Annotated in this window: 23 protein-coding genes; 10 read left to right on the plus strand and 13 right to left on the minus strand. The window is 31.7% G+C overall.

Going from position 1 to position 22,290, the window contains the following annotated elements; translation table 11 throughout:
- Positions 1–795: a creatininase family protein gene (locus JJ842_02505; GenBank protein MBO6970786.1), complete on the minus strand. Its 795-nt coding sequence runs from the start codon at positions 793–795 to the stop codon at positions 1–3.
- 66 nt (positions 796–861) lie between these two features.
- On the opposite strand from JJ842_02505, the gene JJ842_02510 reads away from it, so the two are divergent.
- The 3 genes from JJ842_02510 to pgeF are packed head-to-tail and all read left to right on the plus strand — an operon-like array spanning position 862 to position 3,774.
- Entirely contained in the window at positions 862–2,067 is a 1,206-nt protein-coding gene (locus JJ842_02510; protein ID MBO6970787.1) for a S1 RNA-binding domain-containing protein, read from the plus strand.
- The gene (locus JJ842_02515; protein MBO6970788.1) at positions 2,064–2,966 is read left to right on the plus strand and encodes a Tab2/Atab2 family RNA-binding protein; all 903 of its coding nucleotides are present in this window, start codon (positions 2,064–2,066) and stop codon (positions 2,964–2,966) included. Before JJ842_02510 ends, JJ842_02515 begins: the two co-directional genes overlap by 4 nt.
- Before the next feature lie 40 nt (positions 2,967–3,006).
- Complete coding sequence (pgeF, locus tag JJ842_02520) at positions 3,007–3,774, plus strand: peptidoglycan editing factor PgeF (protein MBO6970789.1); 768 nt, start codon at positions 3,007–3,009, stop codon at positions 3,772–3,774.
- A 6-nt stretch (positions 3,775–3,780) separates the two neighbouring features.
- Here pgeF and JJ842_02525 read toward each other — a convergent pair whose 3' ends face one another.
- From JJ842_02525 to JJ842_02535, 3 genes are all read right to left on the minus strand, one after another.
- Positions 3,781–4,131, minus strand: a complete 351-nt coding sequence (locus tag JJ842_02525; protein MBO6970790.1) for a hypothetical protein — start codon at positions 4,129–4,131, stop codon at positions 3,781–3,783.
- Positions 4,132–4,199: 68 nt separating this feature from the next.
- Positions 4,200–5,963 carry a biosynthetic-type acetolactate synthase large subunit gene (gene ilvB / locus JJ842_02530; protein ID MBO6970791.1) on the minus strand — a complete coding sequence of 588 codons (1,764 nt, stop codon included), beginning with the start codon at positions 5,961–5,963 and terminating at the stop codon, positions 4,200–4,202.
- Between the two features lie 134 nt (positions 5,964–6,097).
- Positions 6,098–7,273 (minus strand): ferrochelatase, encoded by a 1,176-nt coding sequence (locus tag JJ842_02535; protein MBO6970792.1) that lies wholly within the window; start codon positions 7,271–7,273, stop codon positions 6,098–6,100.
- Positions 7,274–7,338: 65 nt separating this feature from the next.
- On the opposite strand from JJ842_02535, the gene JJ842_02540 reads away from it, so the two are divergent.
- The 5 genes from JJ842_02540 (at position 7,339) to JJ842_02560 (ending at position 11,762) form a co-directional block, all read left to right on the plus strand.
- The gene (locus JJ842_02540; GenBank protein MBO6970793.1) at positions 7,339–8,508 is read left to right on the plus strand and encodes a site-specific integrase; all 1,170 of its coding nucleotides are present in this window, start codon (positions 7,339–7,341) and stop codon (positions 8,506–8,508) included.
- Between the two features lie 33 nt (positions 8,509–8,541).
- The gene (gene cobO, locus JJ842_02545) at positions 8,542–9,234 is read left to right on the plus strand and encodes a cob(I)yrinic acid a,c-diamide adenosyltransferase (protein ID MBO6970794.1); all 693 of its coding nucleotides are present in this window, start codon (positions 8,542–8,544) and stop codon (positions 9,232–9,234) included.
- Between the two features lie 123 nt (positions 9,235–9,357).
- A complete protein-coding gene (locus JJ842_02550; protein ID MBO6970795.1) occupies positions 9,358–10,062 on the plus strand; it encodes a UMP kinase in 705 nt (234 codons plus the stop codon).
- A gap of 21 nt (positions 10,063–10,083) precedes the next feature.
- Positions 10,084–10,632 (plus strand): ribosome recycling factor, encoded by a 549-nt coding sequence (gene frr, locus JJ842_02555; GenBank protein ID MBO6970796.1) that lies wholly within the window; start codon positions 10,084–10,086, stop codon positions 10,630–10,632.
- The gene (locus JJ842_02560) at positions 10,629–11,762 is read left to right on the plus strand and encodes an NAD(P)/FAD-dependent oxidoreductase (protein ID MBO6970797.1); all 1,134 of its coding nucleotides are present in this window, start codon (positions 10,629–10,631) and stop codon (positions 11,760–11,762) included. Before frr ends, JJ842_02560 begins: the two co-directional genes overlap by 4 nt.
- Before the next feature lie 27 nt (positions 11,763–11,789).
- On the opposite strand, the gene tal is transcribed toward JJ842_02560, so the two are convergent.
- The 4 genes from tal to JJ842_02580 all read right to left on the minus strand — a co-directional run bounded on the left by tal (position 11,790) and on the right by JJ842_02580 (position 16,508).
- Positions 11,790–12,791, minus strand: a complete 1,002-nt coding sequence (gene tal, locus JJ842_02565; GenBank protein ID MBO6970798.1) for a transaldolase — start codon at positions 12,789–12,791, stop codon at positions 11,790–11,792.
- Positions 12,792–12,882: 91 nt separating this feature from the next.
- Positions 12,883–14,634, minus strand: a complete 1,752-nt coding sequence (locus tag JJ842_02570; GenBank protein MBO6970799.1) for a penicillin-binding protein 2 — start codon at positions 14,632–14,634, stop codon at positions 12,883–12,885.
- On the minus strand, positions 14,634–15,062 hold the full coding sequence (locus tag JJ842_02575) for a hypothetical protein (protein ID MBO6970800.1): 429 nt from the start codon (positions 15,060–15,062) through the stop codon (positions 14,634–14,636). Before JJ842_02575 ends, JJ842_02570 begins: the two co-directional genes overlap by 1 nt.
- 84 nt (positions 15,063–15,146) lie before the next feature.
- Positions 15,147–16,508, minus strand: a complete 1,362-nt coding sequence (locus JJ842_02580) for a CPBP family intramembrane metalloprotease (GenBank protein ID MBO6970801.1) — start codon at positions 16,506–16,508, stop codon at positions 15,147–15,149.
- A gap of 116 nt (positions 16,509–16,624) precedes the next feature.
- Here JJ842_02580 and JJ842_02585 point away from each other — a divergent pair, with 116 nt between their 5' ends.
- Positions 16,625–17,953, plus strand: coding sequence for a histidine phosphatase family protein (locus JJ842_02585; protein ID MBO6970802.1), 1,329 nt, complete (start codon positions 16,625–16,627; stop codon positions 17,951–17,953).
- Between the two features lie 54 nt (positions 17,954–18,007).
- Here the strand turns inward: JJ842_02585 and lepB are convergent, their stop codons facing one another.
- The 5 genes from lepB to JJ842_02610 form a co-directional block, all read right to left on the minus strand.
- Positions 18,008–18,667 (minus strand): signal peptidase I, encoded by a 660-nt coding sequence (lepB, locus tag JJ842_02590; GenBank protein ID MBO6970803.1) that lies wholly within the window; start codon positions 18,665–18,667, stop codon positions 18,008–18,010.
- Between the two features lie 27 nt (positions 18,668–18,694).
- Positions 18,695–19,048: a Spx/MgsR family RNA polymerase-binding regulatory protein gene (locus JJ842_02595; GenBank protein MBO6970804.1), complete on the minus strand. Its 354-nt coding sequence runs from the start codon at positions 19,046–19,048 to the stop codon at positions 18,695–18,697.
- The gene (locus tag JJ842_02600) at positions 19,045–19,599 is read right to left on the minus strand and encodes an inorganic diphosphatase (protein MBO6970805.1); all 555 of its coding nucleotides are present in this window, start codon (positions 19,597–19,599) and stop codon (positions 19,045–19,047) included. Before JJ842_02600 ends, JJ842_02595 begins: the two co-directional genes overlap by 4 nt.
- Positions 19,589–19,843, minus strand: coding sequence for a hypothetical protein (locus JJ842_02605; protein MBO6970806.1), 255 nt, complete (start codon positions 19,841–19,843; stop codon positions 19,589–19,591). The genes JJ842_02600 and JJ842_02605 overlap by 11 nt, the downstream gene beginning before the upstream one ends.
- A gap of 96 nt (positions 19,844–19,939) precedes the next feature.
- Positions 19,940–20,290, minus strand: coding sequence for a resolvase (locus JJ842_02610; GenBank protein ID MBO6970807.1), 351 nt, complete (start codon positions 20,288–20,290; stop codon positions 19,940–19,942).
- A gap of 173 nt (positions 20,291–20,463) precedes the next feature.
- On the opposite strand from JJ842_02610, the gene JJ842_02615 reads away from it, so the two are divergent.
- On the plus strand, positions 20,464–22,287 hold the full coding sequence (locus JJ842_02615) for a proline--tRNA ligase (protein MBO6970808.1): 1,824 nt from the start codon (positions 20,464–20,466) through the stop codon (positions 22,285–22,287).
- Positions 22,288–22,290 lie beyond the last annotated feature (3 nt).

The following is a 22,290-nucleotide window of genomic DNA, read 5'->3' on the forward strand; positions in this document are numbered from 1 at the left end:
TTAAGAATTGTTTGGCCAATCTGATTGCATCAGATTCATAATCAATTTGAACCAATGATTAATTAATAATTCTTTTAAATTTTTTCCTAAAGACTCATTTGCTCCTCTGCTATCTCCAATAACACCTGATTTACTGAAGTCGTCAGTAAGCCAAGCAGTAGGGGCATTCCCCTCTAGACTCCAGCCTTCTGGGATTTGTCCTTTAATGCCCTCATTTGGGCGTTCATCACCTACTAATTCTGGTTTCAAAGCGAGCATCAAACTTGTTTCTGCTAAAGAGGCATGAAGCCCATCCTCAATTTCAGTTTTTGTTAACAATTCACTTAATCCATTAACACCACTCCATAGAAAACAAGGGAAAACTGCCATTTCTGGTGAGAAACTTCTTAGCTCTCTTGCCGCAGTATTTAGAAGTGAGATTTGACCTCCATGTCCATTTATTAATATCAATCTTTTAAAACCCATTTCAGATAATTGACCTCCGACTTCCTTAATCATTGAGGTTATTAAATTTGAGGAAAGTGAAATTGTCCCAGCAAAACCTTTATGTTCTGGCGAAAAACCAATATATTGAGTTGGAAATTTTTTTAATGGAATATCGGCAGGTAATAATTTAAAAACTTCCCTAATGATGTCATCAACAAAAATACTATCTGTAGCAAGAGGCAAATGAGGTCCATGTTGCTCAACAGCACCAAAGGGCCAAATCACTGTTGATCTTTTTTCTTTTGCAATACTCTCAATTTCTTGCCAATTTAAATATTCAAATTTATTAGATATTGGTTTAAAGTTCATTAATTTTAATTTTGAGTATTAACATTTAGAGTATGTTAATAATTAATTATTCTTATTTTACCTACGATGGGAGCAAGTAATAAAAATGCCCAAAATAATATCCAACAAAAGGGCAATAAAAAACCTCTTCAGGTACTTCACATAAGCAAGAAAGATTCTCAAGAAATAAATAATGAGCAAAACAATTCGCAAGAAGATATAAAAAAAGAAAAAATTGTAATTAAACCTCGAATCACTAAAGATAATTCAGTAAAAGAAATTGAGGACAGTAATGAAAAGACTGAGGATTTTGATATTTCTAAACAAGATTTAACTCAACAAGACTTAAATAGACCGCTTAACTTTTCTGAGCAAAATACAGATTTTCAATTAGAAAGAACCGTTGATGAATTTGATTTTGATGAAAGTGCTTTTTTGGAGGCTTTAAATTCAAATGAGCCAATTGGGGCTACTGGAGAAACAATTTCAGGTAAGGTTATAGCAATCGAAAGTGATGGATTATATGTTGACATTGGTGGAAAAGCACCTGGTTATATGCCAAAAAAAGAATGTGGTTTGGGTGTCATAACTAACTTTAAAGAAAAGTTTTCTATAGGCCTTGAAATGGAAGTTTTGGTTATCAAAGAACAAAATGCTGATGGTATGGTAACAGTGAGCGCTCGGGCATTAATTCTCAGGCAAAGTTGGGAGAAAGTATCAAGTTCCGCAAAAAATGGAGAATTAATTAACGTTTTAATTAATGGATTTAATAGAGGTGGTCTTACGTGTGATGTAGATGGATTAAGAGGATTCATCCCAAGATCCCAACTTGAAGATGGTCAAGATTATCAATCTTTTGTTGGCAAGACTCTAAAAGTAGCGTTTCTTGAAGTGAATCCAGAATCCAGAAAATTAGTTCTCTCTGAAAAGAAAGCATCATTAGTCTCTAAACTTACAAGTTTAGAATTAGGTCAATTAATTGAAGGAGAAGTTTTAGCAGTAAAACCATATGGCTTCTTTATAGATTTAGGTGGAGCTAGTGGACTTCTTCATCAATCCTCACTAACAAATGGATCGATTCGTTCTTTAAGAGAAGTTTTTAGAGAAGGGGAAACAATAAAAGCTTTAATATCTGAAATAGACCTCGAAAAAGGTCGTATTGGTCTCAATACAGCACTCCTAGAAAACTCTGCGGGAGAATTAATTATTGATAAGCAAAAAGTTATGCAAGAAGCCACAGAGAGAGCACTAAAAACTAAAGCACTCTTCGATAAAAAAGAACAAGATAAATGAACATCAATAAAAAAATGGAGTCAAATATTAAATTAAAAATTTCAGATTGGGAATTAGACTTTTACTCAAGACCAATTATTGAATCAAATGGAAAAAAAAGGTGGGAATTAATTATCTGCTCTACAAGAAGTTATAAGACAGAAGATGTTTTTCTGTGGAATAAAAAGTGCCCCGCGAATGAAGTTAATTCAGTCTGGCTTACAAAGGCGCTAAATGAAGCAATAAGTGATGCAAAAAAACAAGGGTGGGAGAAACCTTCCATGGTTCGATTCTGGAGGTCTTCAATGAAATCGATCATTAAGAAATCTCTGGAGGCCGTAAGTATTGAGGCTATCGTAAGTAGGAGAACTTACAATTTATTAGATCGAATAGAATTTCTTGAAAAAGAGATTTATCCAAAGGAAAAAGGTTATGTAAGAGGTGTATTAGCTCCTACTTTTACATCTAAAATGGAAAACTCTCCTACACCTCTACCAGAAGCAGTAAGAGGTGATGCTTTAACTATCTCCGAAATATCAATTGGCGAATTAAAATCAGCAGAAAGTTGGCCTATGGAATTTGGAGATATTTTCCCAATTCAGCAAGATGTAGATGATAGTTACTTAGTTCCAGGATTAAGACTTTTTAGCAAAGATAGATCTTTGGCACTTTCTGCATGGTTCAGTTGTTTAGAACCTATTAAATTAATAGTAAATAAGAACCAACTCATACTTGAAGCTTCAGAAGATGATAAGTGGCTGGTAACTGATTTACCAGAAAAAGATGCAAGCATTTTGAATAAAAAGTTTTTAGAGAATAAAAAAAATTCTTTTGGTTATCAATTTATTTCCATACAGTCAACACCGTATATCGAAAAATTTGCAGGATTCTGGATCTTGAGAGATATTGAATTAATTTAATAAATTCAGTTTAGGAGCAGGAACTATTCCTTACAAAGAAATATATTTCTCAAAAGATGAAATTTATATTCAAAACAAAAAATTTGAGTATTATTCATCACCTATTCTTAGTCAAAATAATTTCAAACATGCATACTTCACGAAGTCTTGCTCTGAGAAATTTCTTCAAATATTAGGAAACCACTTTAATAAAAATTCCATAAATTGTGTTTCCAATCAGATTCACAGTAATGTGATTGTCTTTGGATCACTTTCGCAAGAGGGGAGTAAGAATGATGCAGATGGTCTTTTTGGCAATAAATGCAGTCAAAACTTATGGGTTTACACAGCTGATTGTATGCCAATATTTTTTGCAGATAAAAGGACAAGAAATGTAGCAACTTTACATTGTGGAAGAAAAGGTTTAGAAAAAAAAATAATAAAAAATCTGGTAAAAATTTTCGATACTTATGGGACATCTAGAGATGACTTGCTTGTTGCGATAGGACCAGCAATTTCTAAGAAACATTATCTAGTTGATAAAATAACACTCAAAGAATTTTATAGAAAAGCCGAAAACAAAAACATAACTAACAAATTGACTAAAACCAAAAAAGATCTTTGTTTTAGTGATTCAAATCACTTCAGAGAGCAAAACTTAAATCAACTTGATATAAAAAGATCTGCCTATAGGCAACTTTTAAATGAGAACATCCCTCATACAAATATAGATATCTCAAATTTATGCACATACAAATTCAATAATGAATTTTATTCCTGGAGAAGGAGCAAAACAATCTCGAGACAATGGAATCTTATTTGCTCATAAAGATAATTAACTTGGACAAATTTCACTACTTAAGTTTTTAGCGGCCAATAATTCCGTCATCTCCTTAGTACCTTTAGTATTAAAAACTTTGGCTAGCAAAACATTCTCTTTGAAACCAAAGGGCTTTATTTTCACTTTGCTCCCCCTTGGGAATTCACTCTTTAGTAGATTAGTTGCTTCAATCTCATCATTTTCATTTACATCTACACAGAATAATTCTATGGTTAAATTTCTATTTTGATCCCCCACCAAAATAGTATTTGAACTTTTAATTTGAAGAATTTCGGCCGAGTTTGCTATTAAAGGATTAAGAACAATCAAGCAGACTATAATTAAAATTTTTGATAATTTTTTCAATTCAGTAATATCTAAGTTTTTTAAATTTTCTTAAAGTTAATTTTTCAAAATAACGAATCAAGAAAAAATTAGTCTTCACAATTAACATATCCAACCATTTGAGCATTACTTTTACCAGGAGGAACCATTGGATAACAATTTTCACCTCTTCTGACAAGGATGTTAATCAAGGCAGGGCCGTCATGATCAAGCGCATTTTTTAATTCATTCTGTAATTGTTTTCTATCAGAAATTAAATATCCTTTAACTCCAAAAGACTCTGCAAGTTTTACAAAATCAGGTTCACCACAACTCATATCAGATGAGGAATATCTTTCATCATAGAAACTTTCCTGCCATTGTCTAACCATCCCTTGCCAGCGATTATTGATAATAATCAATTTCACCTTTAGACCATATTGAGATAAGGTTCCTAATTCTTGAATATTCATTAAGACACTTGCATCTCCTGCAATACAAATTACATCTGAATTAGGTAAGGCTGCCTTTACTCCAATTGCCGCTGGTAATCCAAAACCCATAGTTCCTAAGCCTGCACTACTAATCCATTTTCTTGGAGAATTCCTAAGATACTGAGCAGCCCACATCTGATGTTGTCCTACATCTGTAGTTATATAAGCTTCTGGTGAAAGTTCCCTCACTTTTAAAAGAACTTCCTGAGGATAAATTTCTCCTTCTTTAGGCGGTTCATATAAAGGGTGTTTATTTTTCCAAAAGTCAATTTTTTCTAACCAGTTTTTCGTCTGAGAAGTAAATTTGTTTTTTAGGGAATGTTTATTAATTTTCAGAACAGCTTTTGAAACATCAGAGACAATTGCAACATCTACACGTCTATTTTTATTAACTTCTGCTGGATCGATATCTATATGAATTACCTTTGCATTAGGTGCAAAAGTATCTAATTTTCCTGTCACCCTATCATCGAATCTAGCTCCAATAGCAATTAAAAGATCACATTCTGTAACAGCAAAATTTGCATAAGCAGTTCCATGCATTCCTAACATTCCTACTGATAAATTGTCTTTTTCATCAAAAGCACCCTTACCCATTAAGGTCGTAGTAACTGGTATTTGATAATTCTTTGCCAAAGTTTTTATTTCATCATGAGCTCCTGAAGATATTGCCCCACCTCCTACGTATAGAAGAGGTTTTTCAGAATCTTCTATTAATTTAATTGCTTTGTTGACATCGCAATCATTAATTTCTCCATTCCTTTTAAATCCTTTAGGAATAATCTCACCAGGCAAAACTCTTTGGTAATTAAAGAACTCCTGACCTACATCTTTGGGTATATCAATTAAAACAGGGCCAGGTCTTCCAGAGGAGGCTATAAAAAAAGCTTCAGAAACCACTTTCGCTATGTCTGAGGGATCTCTTATCACCCATGAATGTTTAACTATTGGGAGGGTTATACCAAAAATATCAGTTTCCTGAAAAGCATCTGTCCCAATGGCTGGTCTTGGAACTTGACCTGTAACAACTACAAGAGGGACTGAGTCCATTTGAGCAGTTGCAATACCTGTTACCAAATTTGTGGCACCTGGACCTGAAGTCCCAAAACATACTCCAACTTCACCAGTAGACCTGGCATAACCATCAGCAGCATGAGAACCTCCTTGTTCATGTCTCACCATATAATGTTTTAACCAACCATCTTGTTCAGCCTTGTGAACAGCATCATATATTGGAAGTATGGCTCCTCCAGGATATCCAAATATAACCTTTACCCCATGAATTTTTAGAGAATCCATTAGTGCATCAGCACCAGTTATCCAAACTGTATTTTCATTTTTTGAACTACCCTTTGACAAGGATCTCGAAGTAAGAGTCACTAAAGAAATTCAATAATTTATATAAATTTTAAACTTAATTAAAAACTTTTGCCTCATTTAGAAATGTAATGTCAGAAAAGTATTCAAAAATATTTTTAAATAAAACTAAAATTTTATAGTATCTATATAGATCTTTATAAAATTCCTAGCTTATGTAAGGGTCCAGACCCTGAAATAAGTTCAATAAAAAGTACCAGAAAAACAATCATCGCAACCCTTCCATTCCAAACCTCAGAGCTATTATTCCAACCCCATTGCCATTTCTCCTGGGGATAAAGTTTAACTTTTTCAGGCAACTTAGAAGCCTCTTCAATATTAACTAGAGGCCCTTCCAAACAAGAAATCACTAAATCTGTAAGCCCCTCAATAAAAGTAGGATGAGTGTTTAAAGCCTTCACTCTTCTAAAGTTTTCAATACCAGCTTTTTCAGCAATTTCTCTATATTCAATATCGATTTCTTGCAATGTTTCAATATGCTCTCCAACGAAACTTATAGGCACCACAATCAGATCCTTAACATTCGATTTGCCAAGTTCAGCCAATACTTCTTCTGTGTACGGCTTCAACCACTCCACTGGACCAACTCTACTTTGATAAGAAAGTGTATAGGGGTTACTGTGCCCTAAAAATTTTTCCAACTCATTTATTACCAATAAAGAACAATCTTCAATTTGTTGCTTATAAGGGTCACCAGCTTCATCTACATAACTCTTAGGAACTCCATGCGCAGTAAAAAATATATGGGCATCTGGAGGTGATTCACAATGTGAAATCTGTTCAGAAATTAATTCGACCATTGACTTTAAATAACCTGGTTGACTGAACCAACTCCTTACACATCTCATTGGGATTTTCCTAAAATCATCATCAGAATCACGCAATTTTTTTAATTCCCTAAAGCTTGAACCACTAGTACTTATTGAGAAATGCGGATACAAAGGTAGTACAACGATTTGATCTATACCATCTGCTTTCATATCTGCAATTGCTGATTCGGTAAAAGGATGCCAATATCTCATAGCGATATAAGTAGTAGCATTTAAACCTTTATCCCTTAATTTAGATTGCAATTCTCTTGCTTGTTGTTCAGTTATCCTTCTGATTGGCGATCCTCCGCCTATAGAAAGATATGCCTGTTGAGAAGTAGTACTTCTAAGTGTACTAATTAACCAAGCTAAAGGTTTTTGAAAAGCAGGGAATGGAGTTCTGATTATTTCTGGATCAGAAAAAAGATTATATAAGAATGGGCCAACATCGGTAATGCGTTCAGGCCCTCCTAAATTCATTAGTAAGACGCCTATTTTATCCATTTAAAATTTATGGAGATTGAAAATCAACATTAAAAACGTCATCATATAAACAATTATAGAATTAAATGAACGTAATTCAGGAAATTAATAAAGTCAATGATAAATTTGCTACTCAAGGCAGTAAGCTTAGAATTGAAAAAAGGGGCGAGAAATTAAATATTAGGGGTTCATTACCTTCTAAAAAAAATAAAAACTTTTTTAAAACTCAAAGAATATCTCTTGGTATAAAAGCTGATATTTCTGGATTAGAGGAAGCAAAAAAAAAATTACAATTAATCAATTTGCAACTGGAATTAGATCAATTTGACTGGACTATTTGGACAAGTAACCTAAATAAGAAGCGAGTAAAAAATGATTCTGAATTTCCAAATAAATTAAATCAATTTGAGGAGTTCTTTTTTAAAGAAAGTAAGAGTGTATATCTAAGCAGCACTAGAAAAACAACTTGGAGGAGTTCTTATAAGCCTTATGTGAAAAGAATTCTTGATATTTATTATTCTTATGAGAATGAGCCTTTAGATAAGATATTTCAAAAAACACTTGAAAGCTACAAGGAAGGTAGTAGAAGTAGGAAACAATGCGCTACATCTTTAAATGTCCTGGCTAAGTACTTGGATATTCAACTTCCAGAAGATTGGAAATTGAACTCTAGAGGATATGGTCTTAATAAAGCAGGATTTAGGGATCTCCCCAAAGACGAGTTAATAGAGAAGCTTTGGGAGAGGATACCAAACGAATCTTGGAAATTTGTTTTTGGATTGATGGCTACATATGGATTAAGAAATCATGAAGTATTTTTTTGTGATTTAAGTTCTCTTACAAATTTTGGAGATAAAATTATTAGAGTTTTACCTACAACTAAAACAGGAGAACATCAAGTCTGGCCATTCCATCCTGAATGGGTAGAAAAGTTCGAATTATCAAAACTTGGTGAAAATCCAGAATTACTACCAAATATCAATAGAGATCTTAAAATTACAACCTTACAAAATATTGGAAAAAAAATTACAGATCAGTTTAAGCGTTACTCTTTACAAATAAAACCTTATGATCTTAGACATGCTTGGGCAGTAAGAACAATTTTTTATGATTTACCTGATACGGTGGCCGCCAGAATGATGGGACATTCAGTTAGTTTACATACTCAAACTTATCATCATTGGATTACTAAAAGAGATCAACAACAGGCGGTTAATAATGCACTTTTAAAAGTGAAACAAGCTAAAAATACTTAAAGATTTATAATCACTAAATAAAATTTGAGTCATATGCAAGAAGAACCTTTATCTGCGGAAAAAATATTCAACCTCGATAATCAAGCTAAAGAACTTGGTATGGGAGGGAAACTATCTCCAGAGGGCAATGAGAACTCATATAAAAAAAGGATGCAGAAAAGAAAAGATATTCAAGCTGAAAGACTGCAAATTAGAAAAACTAAAAAAGGTTTATTAATTGTTTTTACAGGAAATGGTAAAGGTAAAACAACTGCCTCTTTAGGAATGGCCTTAAGGACAATAGGGCACGGTTACAAAGTAGCAATTATTCAATTCATAAAAGGGGGATGGAGCACTGGAGAAGAAAAAGCACTAAAAAATTTATCTTCAAATATTTCTTGGCATGCATTAGGAGAAGGATTTACCTGGGAAACGCAGGATAGAATTAGAGATGAAAAATTAGTTCAAGAAGCATGGCAACTAGCTAAAAAATATATAAAGAATGAATCTTATAAACTCATAATCCTTGATGAAATCAATATAGCTACAAAACTTGGCTATCTTGATTCAGAAGAAATAATCACTTATTTAAAAAGTCTCAATAATAGAAAAAATCATATTGTTTTAACTGGAAGAGGAGCATCAGATTCTATTATCAATTACGCAGATTTAGTAACAGAAATGAAACTAATAAAACATCCTTTTAAAGAACAAGGAATAAAAGCACAAAAGTGCGTTGAATTTTAGTTAAAGCAAATTATTATTTTAATTTTCTTTAGATATAGAAATGTTTAAAGACGCAAGCAATATCAGAACAAATAATAAATTTGGTGCATTTACTTGCTAAGGTCTTAAAAGTACAATTATTGAATGACTTACAAAAGAGTTCTCTTAAAACTTAGTGGTGAAGCACTAATGGGTGAAAAACCTTATGGTATTGATCCCGCTATAGTACAGTCAATTGCAGAGGATGTTTCAAAAGTAGTCGAAAATAATGTGCAACTTGCAATAGTTGTTGGGGGTGGGAATATTTTTAGGGGTCTCAAAGGGTCTGCAGATGGTATGGATAGGGCGACGGCTGATTATGTTGGGATGCTAGCTACAGTAATGAATGCGATTTCACTTCAAGATGGTTTAGAGAGAGTTGGAGTGGCAACCAGAGTTCAAACTGCAATAGAAATGCAGGAAATTGCAGAACCCTATATAAGAAGAAGAGCCATGAGACATCTAGAAAAAGGTAGAGTTGTAGTCTTTGGAGGTGGATGCGGAAATCCATTTTTTACAACTGATACTACAGCTGCTCTTAGGGCAGCAGAGATAAATGCTGAAGTTGTTATGAAGGCCACCAAAGTTGATGGGGTTTATAATTGTGATCCTAATAAATATAAAGAAGCAAAAAAATATTCTACTCTTAGTTATCAACAGGTTCTTAGTGATGAAATCGCAGTAATGGATAGTACTGCGATAGCACTATGCAAGGACAACAACATCCCTATTATGGTATTTGATATATTCAAAAAAGGGAACATCTCTAAAGCTGTTGCTGGGGAGCCTATAGGTTCATTAATTAGTTAAAGCTTATTTAAATTTTTTATTATGAAATATCAAGAAATTCAAGAAAATATGAGTAAAAGTATTGAAGCAACTCAGAGAAACTTTAATACAATTAGGACAGGAAGAGCTAACGCTTCATTGTTAGACAGAATAAGCGTCGAGTACTACGGTGCGGAAACACCAATCAAATCACTTGCCACAATAAGCACTATTGATTCACAAACAATTTCAATACAACCATTTGATATTTCATGTTTACAGGCTATAGAGAAATCTATTTCGATTAGCGATTTAGGTATTACTCCAAATAATGATGGAAAAGTAATAAGGATAAATGTTCCTCCTTTAACAGAGGAAAGAAGAAAAGAATTTTGTAAATTAGCCTCTAAATATGCAGAGGAAGGAAAAGTCGCTTTGAGGAATATTAGAAGAGATGCTATTGAGAAAGAAAAAAAAGACGAAAAAGATGGTCTTATTTCTATTGACGAATCAAGAGATAATCAATCTCAAATTCAGAAAATTACTGATAAAAATATTGCCTTAATAGAAACAAAATTATCTGAGAAAGAGAAGGAAATTCTAAAGGTTTGATAAGATTTGATGTCGTAATAATTGGGGGAGGTTTATCAGGATCTTCCACCGCTCTTAACCTATCAAAGAAAGGATATTCTGTTTTAGTTATTGAAAAAGAAAAATTCCAAACTTACAAACCATGTGCTGGTGGGATGGCCTCTTCAATGCAAAGATTTATCCCTTTAGATATTGAAGATGCCATAGAATCAAAAATTAAAAATGTAGAATTTAGATGGAAGGCTGCAGATAATGTAACTGCTGATTTAACTGGTGAATCACCTTTTTGGATTATTAAAAGAGAGAAATTTGATCAATTATTACTAGATGAATCCATAAGGAATGGAGTTCAGATAATAAGACCGCTATTAGTAGAAAAGATAATAAAAAAAGATGATAAATGGGTAATCAACTGCAATAATAAAGAGCAATATATATCTGAATTTCTTGTTGTTGCAGACGGGTCCCAATCCAAATGGGCTGGATATTTCAACTTGGGGCCAAGAAAACCTAAATTTGCAAACACAATCTCATTAAGATTGAAAGGCTTAGGTGAAATTCCTAGAGATGCAGTTAGATTTGAATTTGGATTTATAAAATATGGATTTGCATGGGCATTCCCCTTAAAAGAAAGCCTTAATATTGGTTTAGGTACTTTTATCAATAATGGTTTTTTAGAAAAACAGGCTATAAATAATGAAGTTATTAGAAGTTTTGGATTTGATAATTTTCCTTACAAAACAATCAATAAAAAACTGAGAATATGGAATGGTTTTCACCAAATAAATGGTAATAAAGTTTTAGCTGTTGGAGATGCGGCCTCTTTATGTGACCCATTTTTAGCTGAAGGTATTAGACCGTCTTTAATCAGCAGTTTTTATGCTGCAGAATGCATAGATCAATGCCTATCGGGAAAAGTAGATGACCTTAATCTTTATACGAAAACTATAAATAATAATTGGGGAAAATCTATGGCTTGGGGAAGGAGGATTGCACAGGTGTTTTACAGATTTCCCAAAACTGGATACCAATTAGGTGTTAAAAGAAAAACCGCGCCTAAACGTATTGCTCAAATATTGTCTGGAGAAATGAGTTATGAGGATATTGCCAAAAGAGTTATCAAAAGACTTTTAATAAAGAGTAGTATTTAACTGTTATTTTTCAATGCAAACTTAAATTTAATTAGCCGAAATTAATTTGTGATTTTTAATTTCAGATAATCTCTTGAGTAATAACTCTTCTAATTCTTCTATAGCCTTACTAAATCCTGTGATACCCTCACTAAGTTTTTCACTAGCCATTTGATCTTCTAACATACTCAACCTAAAATCTTTTTCTTCAAATTTGTAATCAATAGATTTATTTATTGGGGTACTTGCGTCTAATTTTCTAGTTAATACTCCTTTCTCTTTTTTTAGTTCCTCTAAAAACTTTGGGGCTATTGTTAGAAGATCACAACCAGCTAATTCTTTTATTTCATCAAGATTTCTAAAACTTGCTCCCATTACTTCTGTCTCGAAACCTTTTTCTTTAAAATAGTTATAAATCTGTGTAACCGAAACAACGCCGGGATCTTGAGGTCCTGCAAAACTAGTTTTGCCAGTTTTTGCTTTATACCAATCTAATATACGCCCAACAAATGGAGAGATTAAGGTTATCTTTGCATTCGCACAAGTTACCGCCTGGCAGAAATTAAAAAGTAAAGTTAAGTTGCATTTAATACCCTCTTTTTCCAAAATTTCAGCTGCCTTAATTCCTTCCCAAGTTGCAGCAATCTTAATTAAGATTCTTTCTTTTTCAATTCCAAAATTTTTATAGAGATTAATTAATTTTCTTGCTTTATTTACAGTGGCTTCAGTATCAAAGCTCAGTCTCGCGTCAACTTCTGTTGATACTCGCCCTGAAATAATTTTCAATATTTCTTTTCCAAAGAATACTGAAACTTGGTCAACAGTTTCTTTAATTAATTCAATCTCAGTGAATCCCTCAGGTAAAGAATTTTTTGAGCTTTCTAAAGCTTTATCAATTAATTTTATATAATCAGGATTTTTAGCGGCCGCTAGAATTAATGATGGATTAGTAGTAGCGTCCCTTGGTTGAAATTTTTTTATCGAATCTAAATCTCCAGTGTCAGCTACAACAATAGTCATTGAGGACAATTGTTCTAAAATTGATTTCATATCCAGATAATCATACATATATATAAACTAGCTTTAATTCCTAATGAAATCATCAAAAAAATAAACCAATTATCTATAAAGTTAGAAAATTTTAGGGTTTTTTAACAATCATCTCGTGATCTTTAATCTTAGGAGGTATTTTTTCAATTACTATTAAGCTCTCAATTATTTCTTTAGCAACTGGCACCGCAACAGTTGAACCATATGCATATGATTTTGATGGCTCATCAACGATCACAAGAACAACATATTTGGGATCATTAACTGGCAAAGTCGCGACAAAACTACAAACTTTTTTACTTGTATAAGAACCATTTAATGCTTTTTGAGAAGTTCCTGTTTTCCCAGCTATTCTATAACCATCAATTTTCACTCCTGCTCCACTACCTTTCTCAACTACGCTTTCCATCCATTCGAGAACAGTTTTGGAGACCTCGTGCGAAAAATATTGCTTTTTTAAAGTATCATTTATTCTTCCTTTGAAAGTTGATGTTACATGGGGCGTTACTTCAAAACCACCATTTGCTAGAGATGCATGAAGTTGGACCAACTTAAGTGGCGAGATTGAGAATCCTTTACCAAAAGAAGCCACAGCGGGTTCAATTAATTGATTTATAAATAAATCTTTTCCTTTTAGTTGACCAGCAGTTGATTCATATAAGTCAGTTTCTAAATTTTTATTTATACCTAAGTTGTTCAGCCAATCCCAATAAATTGTAGGATCTAAGTTTTGCATTATTTTTACCATCCCAACATTACTTGAAACCTGCAATACTCTTGGATAATCAATGTAACCATTTCCTTTTTTATCCCAATTAGAAAGTGTCCAACCTCCAACTTTTATCTTTCCGATATCTTTAACAAAACCATCTTTGTGGATAACTTTTTCTTCTAGAGCCAACGCCAGATTAATAGGCTTAAAAGTTGATCCAGGCTCAAATAGATCTTGTGAATACCAACCCCTAAAGAGTTCAGAATCATACTGCCAAAATTTATTCGGATCATATGAAGGTACTGAAACTAAGGAAAGAATCTGTCCATTATTAACATCCATAACTATTGCAAAACCCTTCTTTGCTTTCCATTTGCTAACTTGCTTTGATAATGCATAAAATGATGCTTTCTGTAATTTTGAATCTATTGTCAGGCCTAAATTTTTGTAGTCAGAAACAAAATCACCTGGGGCTGAATTATCAGGTAGAGGGGTTCCATCACCTCCTCTTTTAATAAAATTGCTCTTATTTAAAACTTTAATTTGATTATCTAAATGCAGCTCCAAACCTGCTGACCCTTTATTCTCATCATTAACAAAACCCACAAGATTAGAATAAAGCTCACCTTGTGGATAATATCTTTGTGAATATTTAAACAAATCAAGCCCACTTATTTTAAGGTTTGCAATCTTTTTTGCTTTTTCTTCAGGAATTTTATCCAAAAGCTTAACACCGCTCATTTTATTATTGAATTTCCTCAAAAGTATTTCTTCTTTAATATCCAAAATAGGTGACAATTTTTTTGCGACTTCATCAATACTACGAACTCCGTTAATTGAATCACCAGGAAAATTAAAGTATTTTGGATGGGCCCATAATTTATAGAGTGGTTTATCATAAGCAATTATTCTATTATTTCTATCCACAATAGATCTCCGTTTTTTCAAGGAGTTAGTTTTAGAAGAATGTATTAATCTCGCTTTTCTTTGCAAATCAGAAGCATTAAAGACTTGCAATTTAATTAACCTACCAAATAAACATAATATTAAAAGTAAGCTAAAAATATAGATAAATTTAAATCGCCTTTGATCAAGAGGTATTAAACGAACAATTTTTTTGTATTTTCTCATCAATATCCCCTTTGATATTTGCTATCGTTGAAGCCTTTGATGAATCCACTAAAATTCTTCTTAAAAAAACTTTCTTTTTTTTCTACAATTTTATTTAGATATATTAAATCTTCAGGTTTAGTTTTTTTGTATTGATTTAGAGACTCAAGTTCACTAATATAAAATTCCTCAATTTTAGAAATATAGTCAATGAGATTATTATTAAGTGATCTTGTTTTCGATAAACTTTTATATGTATTTGACCATTGCCTTTGACTATCAAAAGATAAGAAAAATAAGGTAAAGATTAAGACCAAAAGAGAGATATTAATTGTGTCAAAAATTTTATGTATAAATTTGATATTAAGTCCAGATATTTTTTCAGAATTTTTTTGAGTATTGCTTATAACTTTTTTTTTTAAATTAGATTGATTCCCATAAATTTTCATCTATGATTATTTTTTAAATAAAATAAGTCTTATTAGTTAAGTAAACATCTTTTACTTTGATTCGCAAGTTAAAATTTAAATTTTCTATGTACGTAATAAGAACAAATTTAAGAAGGTCATCCCATTCCATAAAGAATGCATAATCACAGAAGAAAACAAACTTCCTGACGCAATTCTTGTGATTCCCAGCCCTAGACCTAGAACAAATAATGGCGGCATTTCTCCAAAACTTAAATGAGCTAATGCAAAGATAAATGCTGAAACTATAATGCCAGAAATTATTCCAAAATCTCTTGAAAGAGTTGGCAGTAAAATACCGCGAAAAATAATCTCCTCAAATAGAGGAGCTAATAAAGTAGTTGTAATAAATAATAGAAAAAATGATAAGTAATTATTAGTATTAAGAACAATTTCAAGCAGAGGATTACTACCATTCTGATTATCGATCAGACTATTCATAATTAGAGAAATTAATAAAACAAAGGGGGTAATTGTTAACCAACCTTTAATTCCCTGAATAATTGGATATTTAATTGGCAAGAAATTGAACTGAAAATAATCTCTCTTTAAAATAAATTCACCATTCAAAGATTTAATTTGATAATAAACTATCCCTAATGGCGGAATAGCCATAAAAAGATATCCAAAGAATATTTTTAGAGATTGAGACAATTCATTAGATATATTTTTAGAAAAAAATTCAACTAAACTTATAGAGAATAAAGGTGATACCACTTCTCCTAAGACAACAAATCCTCCTGCAATTAATAGAACCATATCTATTAATTCTAAGTCTAAAGGTTTAAATTCTTTCCAACCAAATTTTTTCGAAGATATAGCATTCCATGATATTTTTAAAGCCAGAATGGAGCCAAGGAGTATTGTTAAAATTGGAACTAATCGAATAGCTAAAATTTTTAAAAACATTTTGTTTGAAAATGATTTCGTTATTAATGAACTATCGTCAAAATCAAATTTCTTGCTTAAAAGGTGATATAAAAATCTATCTCCTTTATATGAATCAAAATTATCAAAATTTGGGGCATGAGAATTATTAAGAGAATTTTTTTCTATATCATCAATTAGTAATTTAAAGTTTTTATTATCAAAATCTTTAGATATATTTTTAGATATTAATGGTTCATTTGATTCTGAAGAAATTATTCGAATTAATTTATTTCTATCTGTTAATTCATCAAATGGGACCTCAGAGAGTGACTTATTGATTTGATCAACAGGTTCATTTACGAGAACAAACTTTTTAAGATTTTCAGGTATTGATTGGACCGCTAATTCAGCAATTTCAAGCTCTTTTTGACTTATGTCAAATGAAACGGATGGTCTATTTAAACTATCTCTTAAGCCCTGTTGCCATACAAAAAATGTTATGACGAGAGAAACTAAAGCTAAAGACAGTTTTGTCTTAGAAATATTTTTAGAGATCATAACTCATTATATTGTTAAAAACTATACTTAGGTATCATTGAAATTTCCAATATTTATATATCTATTTTAATCACGCCATGAGATGATTAAATTATCTTAATTTTAAAATTTATATAATGACTATACGATTAGTTTTAGTTAGACATGGACAAAGCAGTTTCAATGCAAAAGGATTAATTCAAGGGAGAACAGATGATTCTTTTTTAACTGATGAAGGATACGAACAAGCCCTAAAAGCAGGGAAATCGTTATCAAAAATAAACTTTGATAAAATCTATTCATCTCCACTTGTGAGAGCAGCAGAGACCGCAAAAACAATTAACAAAAGCTTCAAAAAAGAAAAAATTATTGTATTCGATAAGAATTTGCTAGAGGTTGACCTAAGTGAATGGTCTGGTCTCAAAGTAGATGAAATAAAAAAGAAATTTCCAGAAATATATCCTATTTGGAAAAATGATCCAGAAAATCTAATTTTAAAAAGAAATGACGATAAAACTTATAAACCAATTCAAGAGTTATTTGACCAAGCAACTAAATTCATAGAAGATATTATTAAAATTTATTTAGATAAAGATGATGTAAATATTTTAATAGTTGGACATAATGCCATTCTTAGATGTTTAATCCTCTTGTTATTAGGAAAGCCTAAGCAAGGTTTTAGGAAAATTAGATTAGAAAATGCTTCATTTTCAATTCTAAATATTTCAAGGAAAGATAACTCTTATAAAACTCAAATTGAGTGTTTAAATCAGACTTCCCATCTTAATAAAAATATTCCAATTCAAATTGGAGATTCAAGAATATTTCTAATAAGACATGGTGAAACCAACTGGAACAAAGAAGGTAGATTCCAAGGCCAAATTGATATCCCTTTAAACGAAAATGGTAAAGATCAAGCAAGAAAGACTTTTGAATATTTGAGAAATATTTATTTTAATAAGGCATTTTCAAGTTCAATGAATAGGCCTTATGAGACTGCACAAATAATTTTGCAAAATAACAAAGATTTAAAAATAGAAAAAATAGATGCACTTATAGAAATTAGCCATGGATTATGGGAGGGTAAACTAGAAACTGAAATTAGAGAACAATGGTCTAATTTACTAAAAAATTGGCATGACAAGCCTGAAGAAGTGATAATGCCTGAAGGCGAATCTATAAAAGATGTATCAGAAAGGTCCGTATTAGCATTTGAAAAAATTTGTTTATCTCAAAAAGATAATGATCTAACTCTTCTAGTCGCTCATGATGCAGTCAACAAAACTCTTATTTGCAATATTCTTGGGATTAGTTATTCAGATATTTGGATGATAAAACAAGGTAATGGCGGTATAACTGTAATTGACCTTTTTAATGATCCTACTAAACCACCTGTGATTAGTGCTCTTAATATCACAACACATCTTGGAGGGATAATTGATTCAACTGCTTCAGGAGCACTTTAAATTAAATGCTTTTTAGAAAATTATTTTCATTAAGCGTGAGACAAAAGTAAGACTTTAATTATTAAAAAAGCCAATTTTACTGAGAGGCCAAAATCTAAAATAAGCTCTTCCGATAAGCTCCTTTTTGTGAATAAATTTACTTCCTGGCCAATATCTTCCATCCCAGCTATTGGACCTATTATCGCCTAAAACTAAAAAATGATCTTTTGGAACTTTGATATTTTCAAACTCGCCGCATTTATTAAAAAAGGATTTCGAGCATTTATATGCTACATATGGTTCAGAAATTAATTTATTGTTTATTGTTACTTCACCTTTAGTATTTACACTAACTATTTCTCCAGGTAGTGCTACTACTCTTTTGATATATGCATCGCAAGCTTGATCCCTCAAACCAGGAATAAAAGATATTGGAGGAAAACTCATAAAAAAACAATATGTTTTTTTTGGTAAAGGCTTTGATCTAAATGAAATTAGTTTTTCATCAAATGAGTAAGGAGATTTGAAAACAACAATATCGCCCCTTTTTGGCAAAGAGTTCCTCAGAGAGAATTTTTCAATTATTAACCTATCGTTTATTTGCAATCCTGGGAGCATAGATCCAGAGGGAATATAACGAGGTTCTGCGATAAAAGATCTACAAGAAGAAACAAAAAAAGTTAAAAGGATTAGCAGACCCCATTCTTTTAAAAAACTTTTAACAGAAGCATGCATAGTTTGTTGTAAGCTTAGTTATTAACCTTACATAAATTGTTTAGCATATTCAATTTCGTTAAATCCTAATATTACTTTTTCTTCGTATATCAAAAATGGTCTTTTTATTAATTTGCCATCACTTAAGAGAAGTTTAATAATTTCTTCCTTTGATAAAGAGTAAATATTAGGATTTATCGATTTAAAGGATTTACCTCTGGTATTAAAAATTCTTTTGATATCTTCAGAATATTGTTCTAAAGCTTGATTTAAATAATCGAGCTTTGGGGGTTCTTTTACAATATCAATTAATTGGTATTCGAGATCTTTCATATCAAGCCAATTTGCCGCTTTTCGGCAAGTGGAGCACTTTGAATAACTATAAAAAATTATGTTTTTCAATTTACGTTATTAATGGAGGGTTTCTTTAGGACTTTAAATTTTTTCTTTTTCATAGGTATACAATCTTTCAATAAGTTTTCGACTACATTAAAATCCCTCCAACCATCAATTTTAACTGTTCTTCCATCAAGTCCTTTACTAGTTCTAAAAAATTCAGCAACATCCTCAAGTTGATTAGGAGCAATTTGTTTGATACTTACAATATCGGCCTGTCTAGGATTTGCCATTGGCACACATAAAAGTTTTCCGTCATATGCACCACAATCATGCATATCTAAGACTCCAATTGGTCGAGCTTTGATTAGACAACCCGCAAAAGTCGGCTCATCCATAATCACCATCGCATCAAGAGGAGCACCATCATCAGCAAGAGTATTTGGAATGAAACCATAATCAAAAGGATATCTAACTGAAGAATGCAATACTCTATCTAATGCCATTATTCCTGCGTCAGAACAATATTCATATTTATTCCTACTACCTGCAGGGATTTCAACAACTATATTTACTATTCCCTTCATTGGAGATGGAGGTATCGAACTAAGATCCATCTTTTTTTAAATCTTTATTAAAAATTACCTCATTTCCACTAGATAAGGGTCTTCCAATAAAAATGCTTATTGAAGGTAACACAAATGTCAGAAAAGCAAAAATGATACCTAGAGAAGTTAATGAAAACTGCCTTATACTTAAGGGATCATCATCATCTTTTTCAAAATCAATTGAAGCAGAAGCAAGAGAAGAGTCTTCGCCTAATTTACTTTTTGTAAAATGCTTTGATTTTGTATAACTCAAGAACTCTTAATTGGTAAATGTTAAGGAGATAATTGAACAACATTATTTTACATTCTAAATGTCAATAAATCAAAACATTCGTAAGCAACTTTTAAGTTATTCTTTTTCTAATAGGGACCTAATAGATCTTAATTCATCTAATATTTGAGCCAGAATGTTTTGAGCCGCTGAAGAGGGTGTATTAAATACTTCTACAGTAACCTCTTTAATCCTTAATATATCTTTTGCAAATCTTGCTACCTCGTTAGGGTGGAACATCAAAGGATCCTTTTGGTCAGTCCTAAATTCAGGATTTAATTTTCTTGGATTAAAGCTAGGGTTTAGATTTCTTAAATCAGTATTTGTATACCTGTAAACAGATGCTCTTGATCGGTTTAAAAATTTTTGAACCTCATCAATTCCAACTAATTCCTCTTCAGTAGAAATATTGAGATCTATATTTTCCATAACCCTAATAGAATGATTTAGAAATAGTTAACTTTGCTAAGATTTTAAACCTCATTACTGAAGAAACTAGCAGAAAGAATATACCTAGACTAGTTGCGTTGAGGGACTCAAGACACTTTTAATTCTTTTTTTATCTTAATTGATAAGATTAGTTATTATTATTTATTTTTTGTATGCGCGTGAACACCTCATTTCCTCTGGGGACACTTCGTGACACACCTTCTGAAGCCGAAATCATTTCACATCAACTACTTTTAAAAGCTGGCTACATTCGCAGAGTTAACAGTGGTATTTATGCATACATGCCAATAATGCTGAGAGTTATTGAAAAAATATCCGCAATAATTGAAAAGGAACTAAATACTATTGGCTGCTCTAAATTACTTTTACCTCAACTTCATCCAGCAGAATTATGGAAAAAAAGTGAACGGTGGGAAGGTTATACAGCAGGGGAAGGGATAATGTTTAATCTGAAAGATAGGCAAGGTAAAGAATTTGGTTTAGGTCCAACTCACGAAGAGGTAATTACAAGTATTGCCTCTGAAATAATAAACTCCTATAAGCAATTACCTCAATGTTATTATCAAATTCAGACAAAATTTAGAGATGAGATAAGGCCACGATTTGGATTAATGAGAAGTAGAGAATTTATAATGAAAGATGGTTATTCTTTTCATTCTTCAGGCGAGGATTTAGCTTCATTTTATGAAAAAGTAGGTAAAGCTTATGAAAATATTTTTAAATCTTGCGGGTTGCAAACGGTAGGTGTTGAAGCAGATAGCGGAGCTATAGGGGGGGCCTCATCAAAAGAATTTATGGTGACTGCAGATGCTGGGGAAGATTCCATATTGTTTACTCAAAGCGGTTCTTATGCAGCAAATATTGAAAAGGCTGTTTCTATACCATCACCACCTATTCCATTAAAGGATAATATTTCGGGATGGATAGAAACACCTCAACAAAAAACAATCTTAGAAGTTTGTGAAAATAATGATTTAGACCCAAGTCAAATTGTCAAAGTTGTAGTTTTCTTGGCAAAGTTCGAAAGTAAAGAAGAAGTTCCAATTCTTGCATGCTTAAGAGGTGATCAATTTATTAATGAAGTAAAGCTTTTTAACTCTTTAAATAAACTAAATAGTTCTAATCTCCTAAATCTTAAGAAAATTGAGGACAAAAATATTATCGAAAAAAACCTAATTAATTTTCCTTTAGGTTTTATTGGTCCCGACTTAGATAATAATACGATTAAAAAAAGTTCTAATTGGGACAAAAAATGGATCAGAATAATTGATCATTCTGCTAGTGATCTCTCAAAGTTTATAAGTGGTGGAAATAAAGTTAATTTCCACAAAGTTTTTCAGAATTTTTCTTTCACTTCACAAGATTATCAAATTGAAGATATCAGAAATGCTAAGGAGGGAGATAAAATAAAAAATGATGATATTGAGTTTCTAGAGGAAAAAAAAGGGATAGAAATTGGACATATTTTCCAACTAGGGCAAAAATACAGCGAAAAATTAAATGCTAAGTTCTCTGATAAGGATGGTCAATTAAAAAATTTATGGATGGGTTGTTACGGAATTGGGGTAACAAGAATAGCCCAAGCAGCTATTGAGCAGAATCATGATCAAAAGGGGATTTGTTGGCCAATCCAGATTTCTCCTTTTGAAGTCATTATTATTCCTACAAACCTAAAAGATCCGATTCAAAGAGACATTACTGAGAAAATTTATAATAATCTTTTGATTAATAAAGTTGACGTCCTTCTTGATGATAGGGACGAAAGAGCGGGGATAAAATTTAAAGATGCAGAATTAATTGGTATCCCTTTTCAGATAATAGTTGGCAGAGATTCTGCTAAAAATGAAGTCGAACTTTCGTTTAGAAAAAATAATACCAAATTAAAAATTAGTTCCGACAAATTATTTGAAACATTTATTTTCGAATCAGAAATAATGTACAATAAATATTCAAAAGATAAATTATTTGGGAGCTAAGTT

This window comes from Prochlorococcus marinus CUG1433, assembly GCA_017644425.1.
Lineage (GTDB): Bacteria > Cyanobacteriota > Cyanobacteriia > PCC-6307 > Cyanobiaceae > Prochlorococcus_A > Prochlorococcus_A marinus_U.

Excerpts from the sequence above, each read along its gene's own strand:
- JJ842_02505 (MBO6970786.1), bottom strand. The coding sequence starts at position 795 with ATGAACTTTAAACCAATATCTAATAAATTTGAATATTTAAATTGGCAA.
- JJ842_02510 (MBO6970787.1), top strand. The coding sequence starts at position 862 with ATGGGAGCAAGTAATAAAAATGCCCAAAATAATATCCAACAAAAGGGC.
- JJ842_02515 (MBO6970788.1), top strand. The coding sequence starts at position 2,064 with ATGAACATCAATAAAAAAATGGAGTCAAATATTAAATTAAAAATTTCA.
- JJ842_02535 (MBO6970792.1), bottom strand. The coding sequence starts at position 7,273 with ATGGATAAAATAGGCGTCTTACTAATGAATTTAGGAGGGCCTGAACGC.
- JJ842_02540 (MBO6970793.1), top strand. The coding sequence starts at position 7,339 with ATGAACGTAATTCAGGAAATTAATAAAGTCAATGATAAATTTGCTACT.
- cobO (MBO6970794.1), top strand. The coding sequence starts at position 8,542 with ATGCAAGAAGAACCTTTATCTGCGGAAAAAATATTCAACCTCGATAAT.
- JJ842_02550 (MBO6970795.1), top strand. The coding sequence starts at position 9,358 with ATGACTTACAAAAGAGTTCTCTTAAAACTTAGTGGTGAAGCACTAATG.
- frr (MBO6970796.1), top strand. The coding sequence starts at position 10,084 with ATGAAATATCAAGAAATTCAAGAAAATATGAGTAAAAGTATTGAAGCA.
- tal (MBO6970798.1), bottom strand. The coding sequence starts at position 12,791 with ATGAAATCAATTTTAGAACAATTGTCCTCAATGACTATTGTTGTAGCT.
- JJ842_02570 (MBO6970799.1), bottom strand. The coding sequence starts at position 14,634 with ATGAGAAAATACAAAAAAATTGTTCGTTTAATACCTCTTGATCAAAGG.
- JJ842_02575 (MBO6970800.1), bottom strand. The coding sequence starts at position 15,062 with ATGAAAATTTATGGGAATCAATCTAATTTAAAAAAAAAAGTTATAAGC.
- JJ842_02580 (MBO6970801.1), bottom strand. The coding sequence starts at position 16,508 with ATGATCTCTAAAAATATTTCTAAGACAAAACTGTCTTTAGCTTTAGTT.
- JJ842_02585 (MBO6970802.1), top strand. The coding sequence starts at position 16,625 with ATGACTATACGATTAGTTTTAGTTAGACATGGACAAAGCAGTTTCAAT.
- lepB (MBO6970803.1), bottom strand. The coding sequence starts at position 18,667 with ATGCATGCTTCTGTTAAAAGTTTTTTAAAAGAATGGGGTCTGCTAATC.
- JJ842_02600 (MBO6970805.1), bottom strand. The coding sequence starts at position 19,599 with ATGGATCTTAGTTCGATACCTCCATCTCCAATGAAGGGAATAGTAAAT.
- JJ842_02610 (MBO6970807.1), bottom strand. The coding sequence starts at position 20,290 with ATGGAAAATATAGATCTCAATATTTCTACTGAAGAGGAATTAGTTGGA.
- JJ842_02615 (MBO6970808.1), top strand. The coding sequence starts at position 20,464 with ATGCGCGTGAACACCTCATTTCCTCTGGGGACACTTCGTGACACACCT.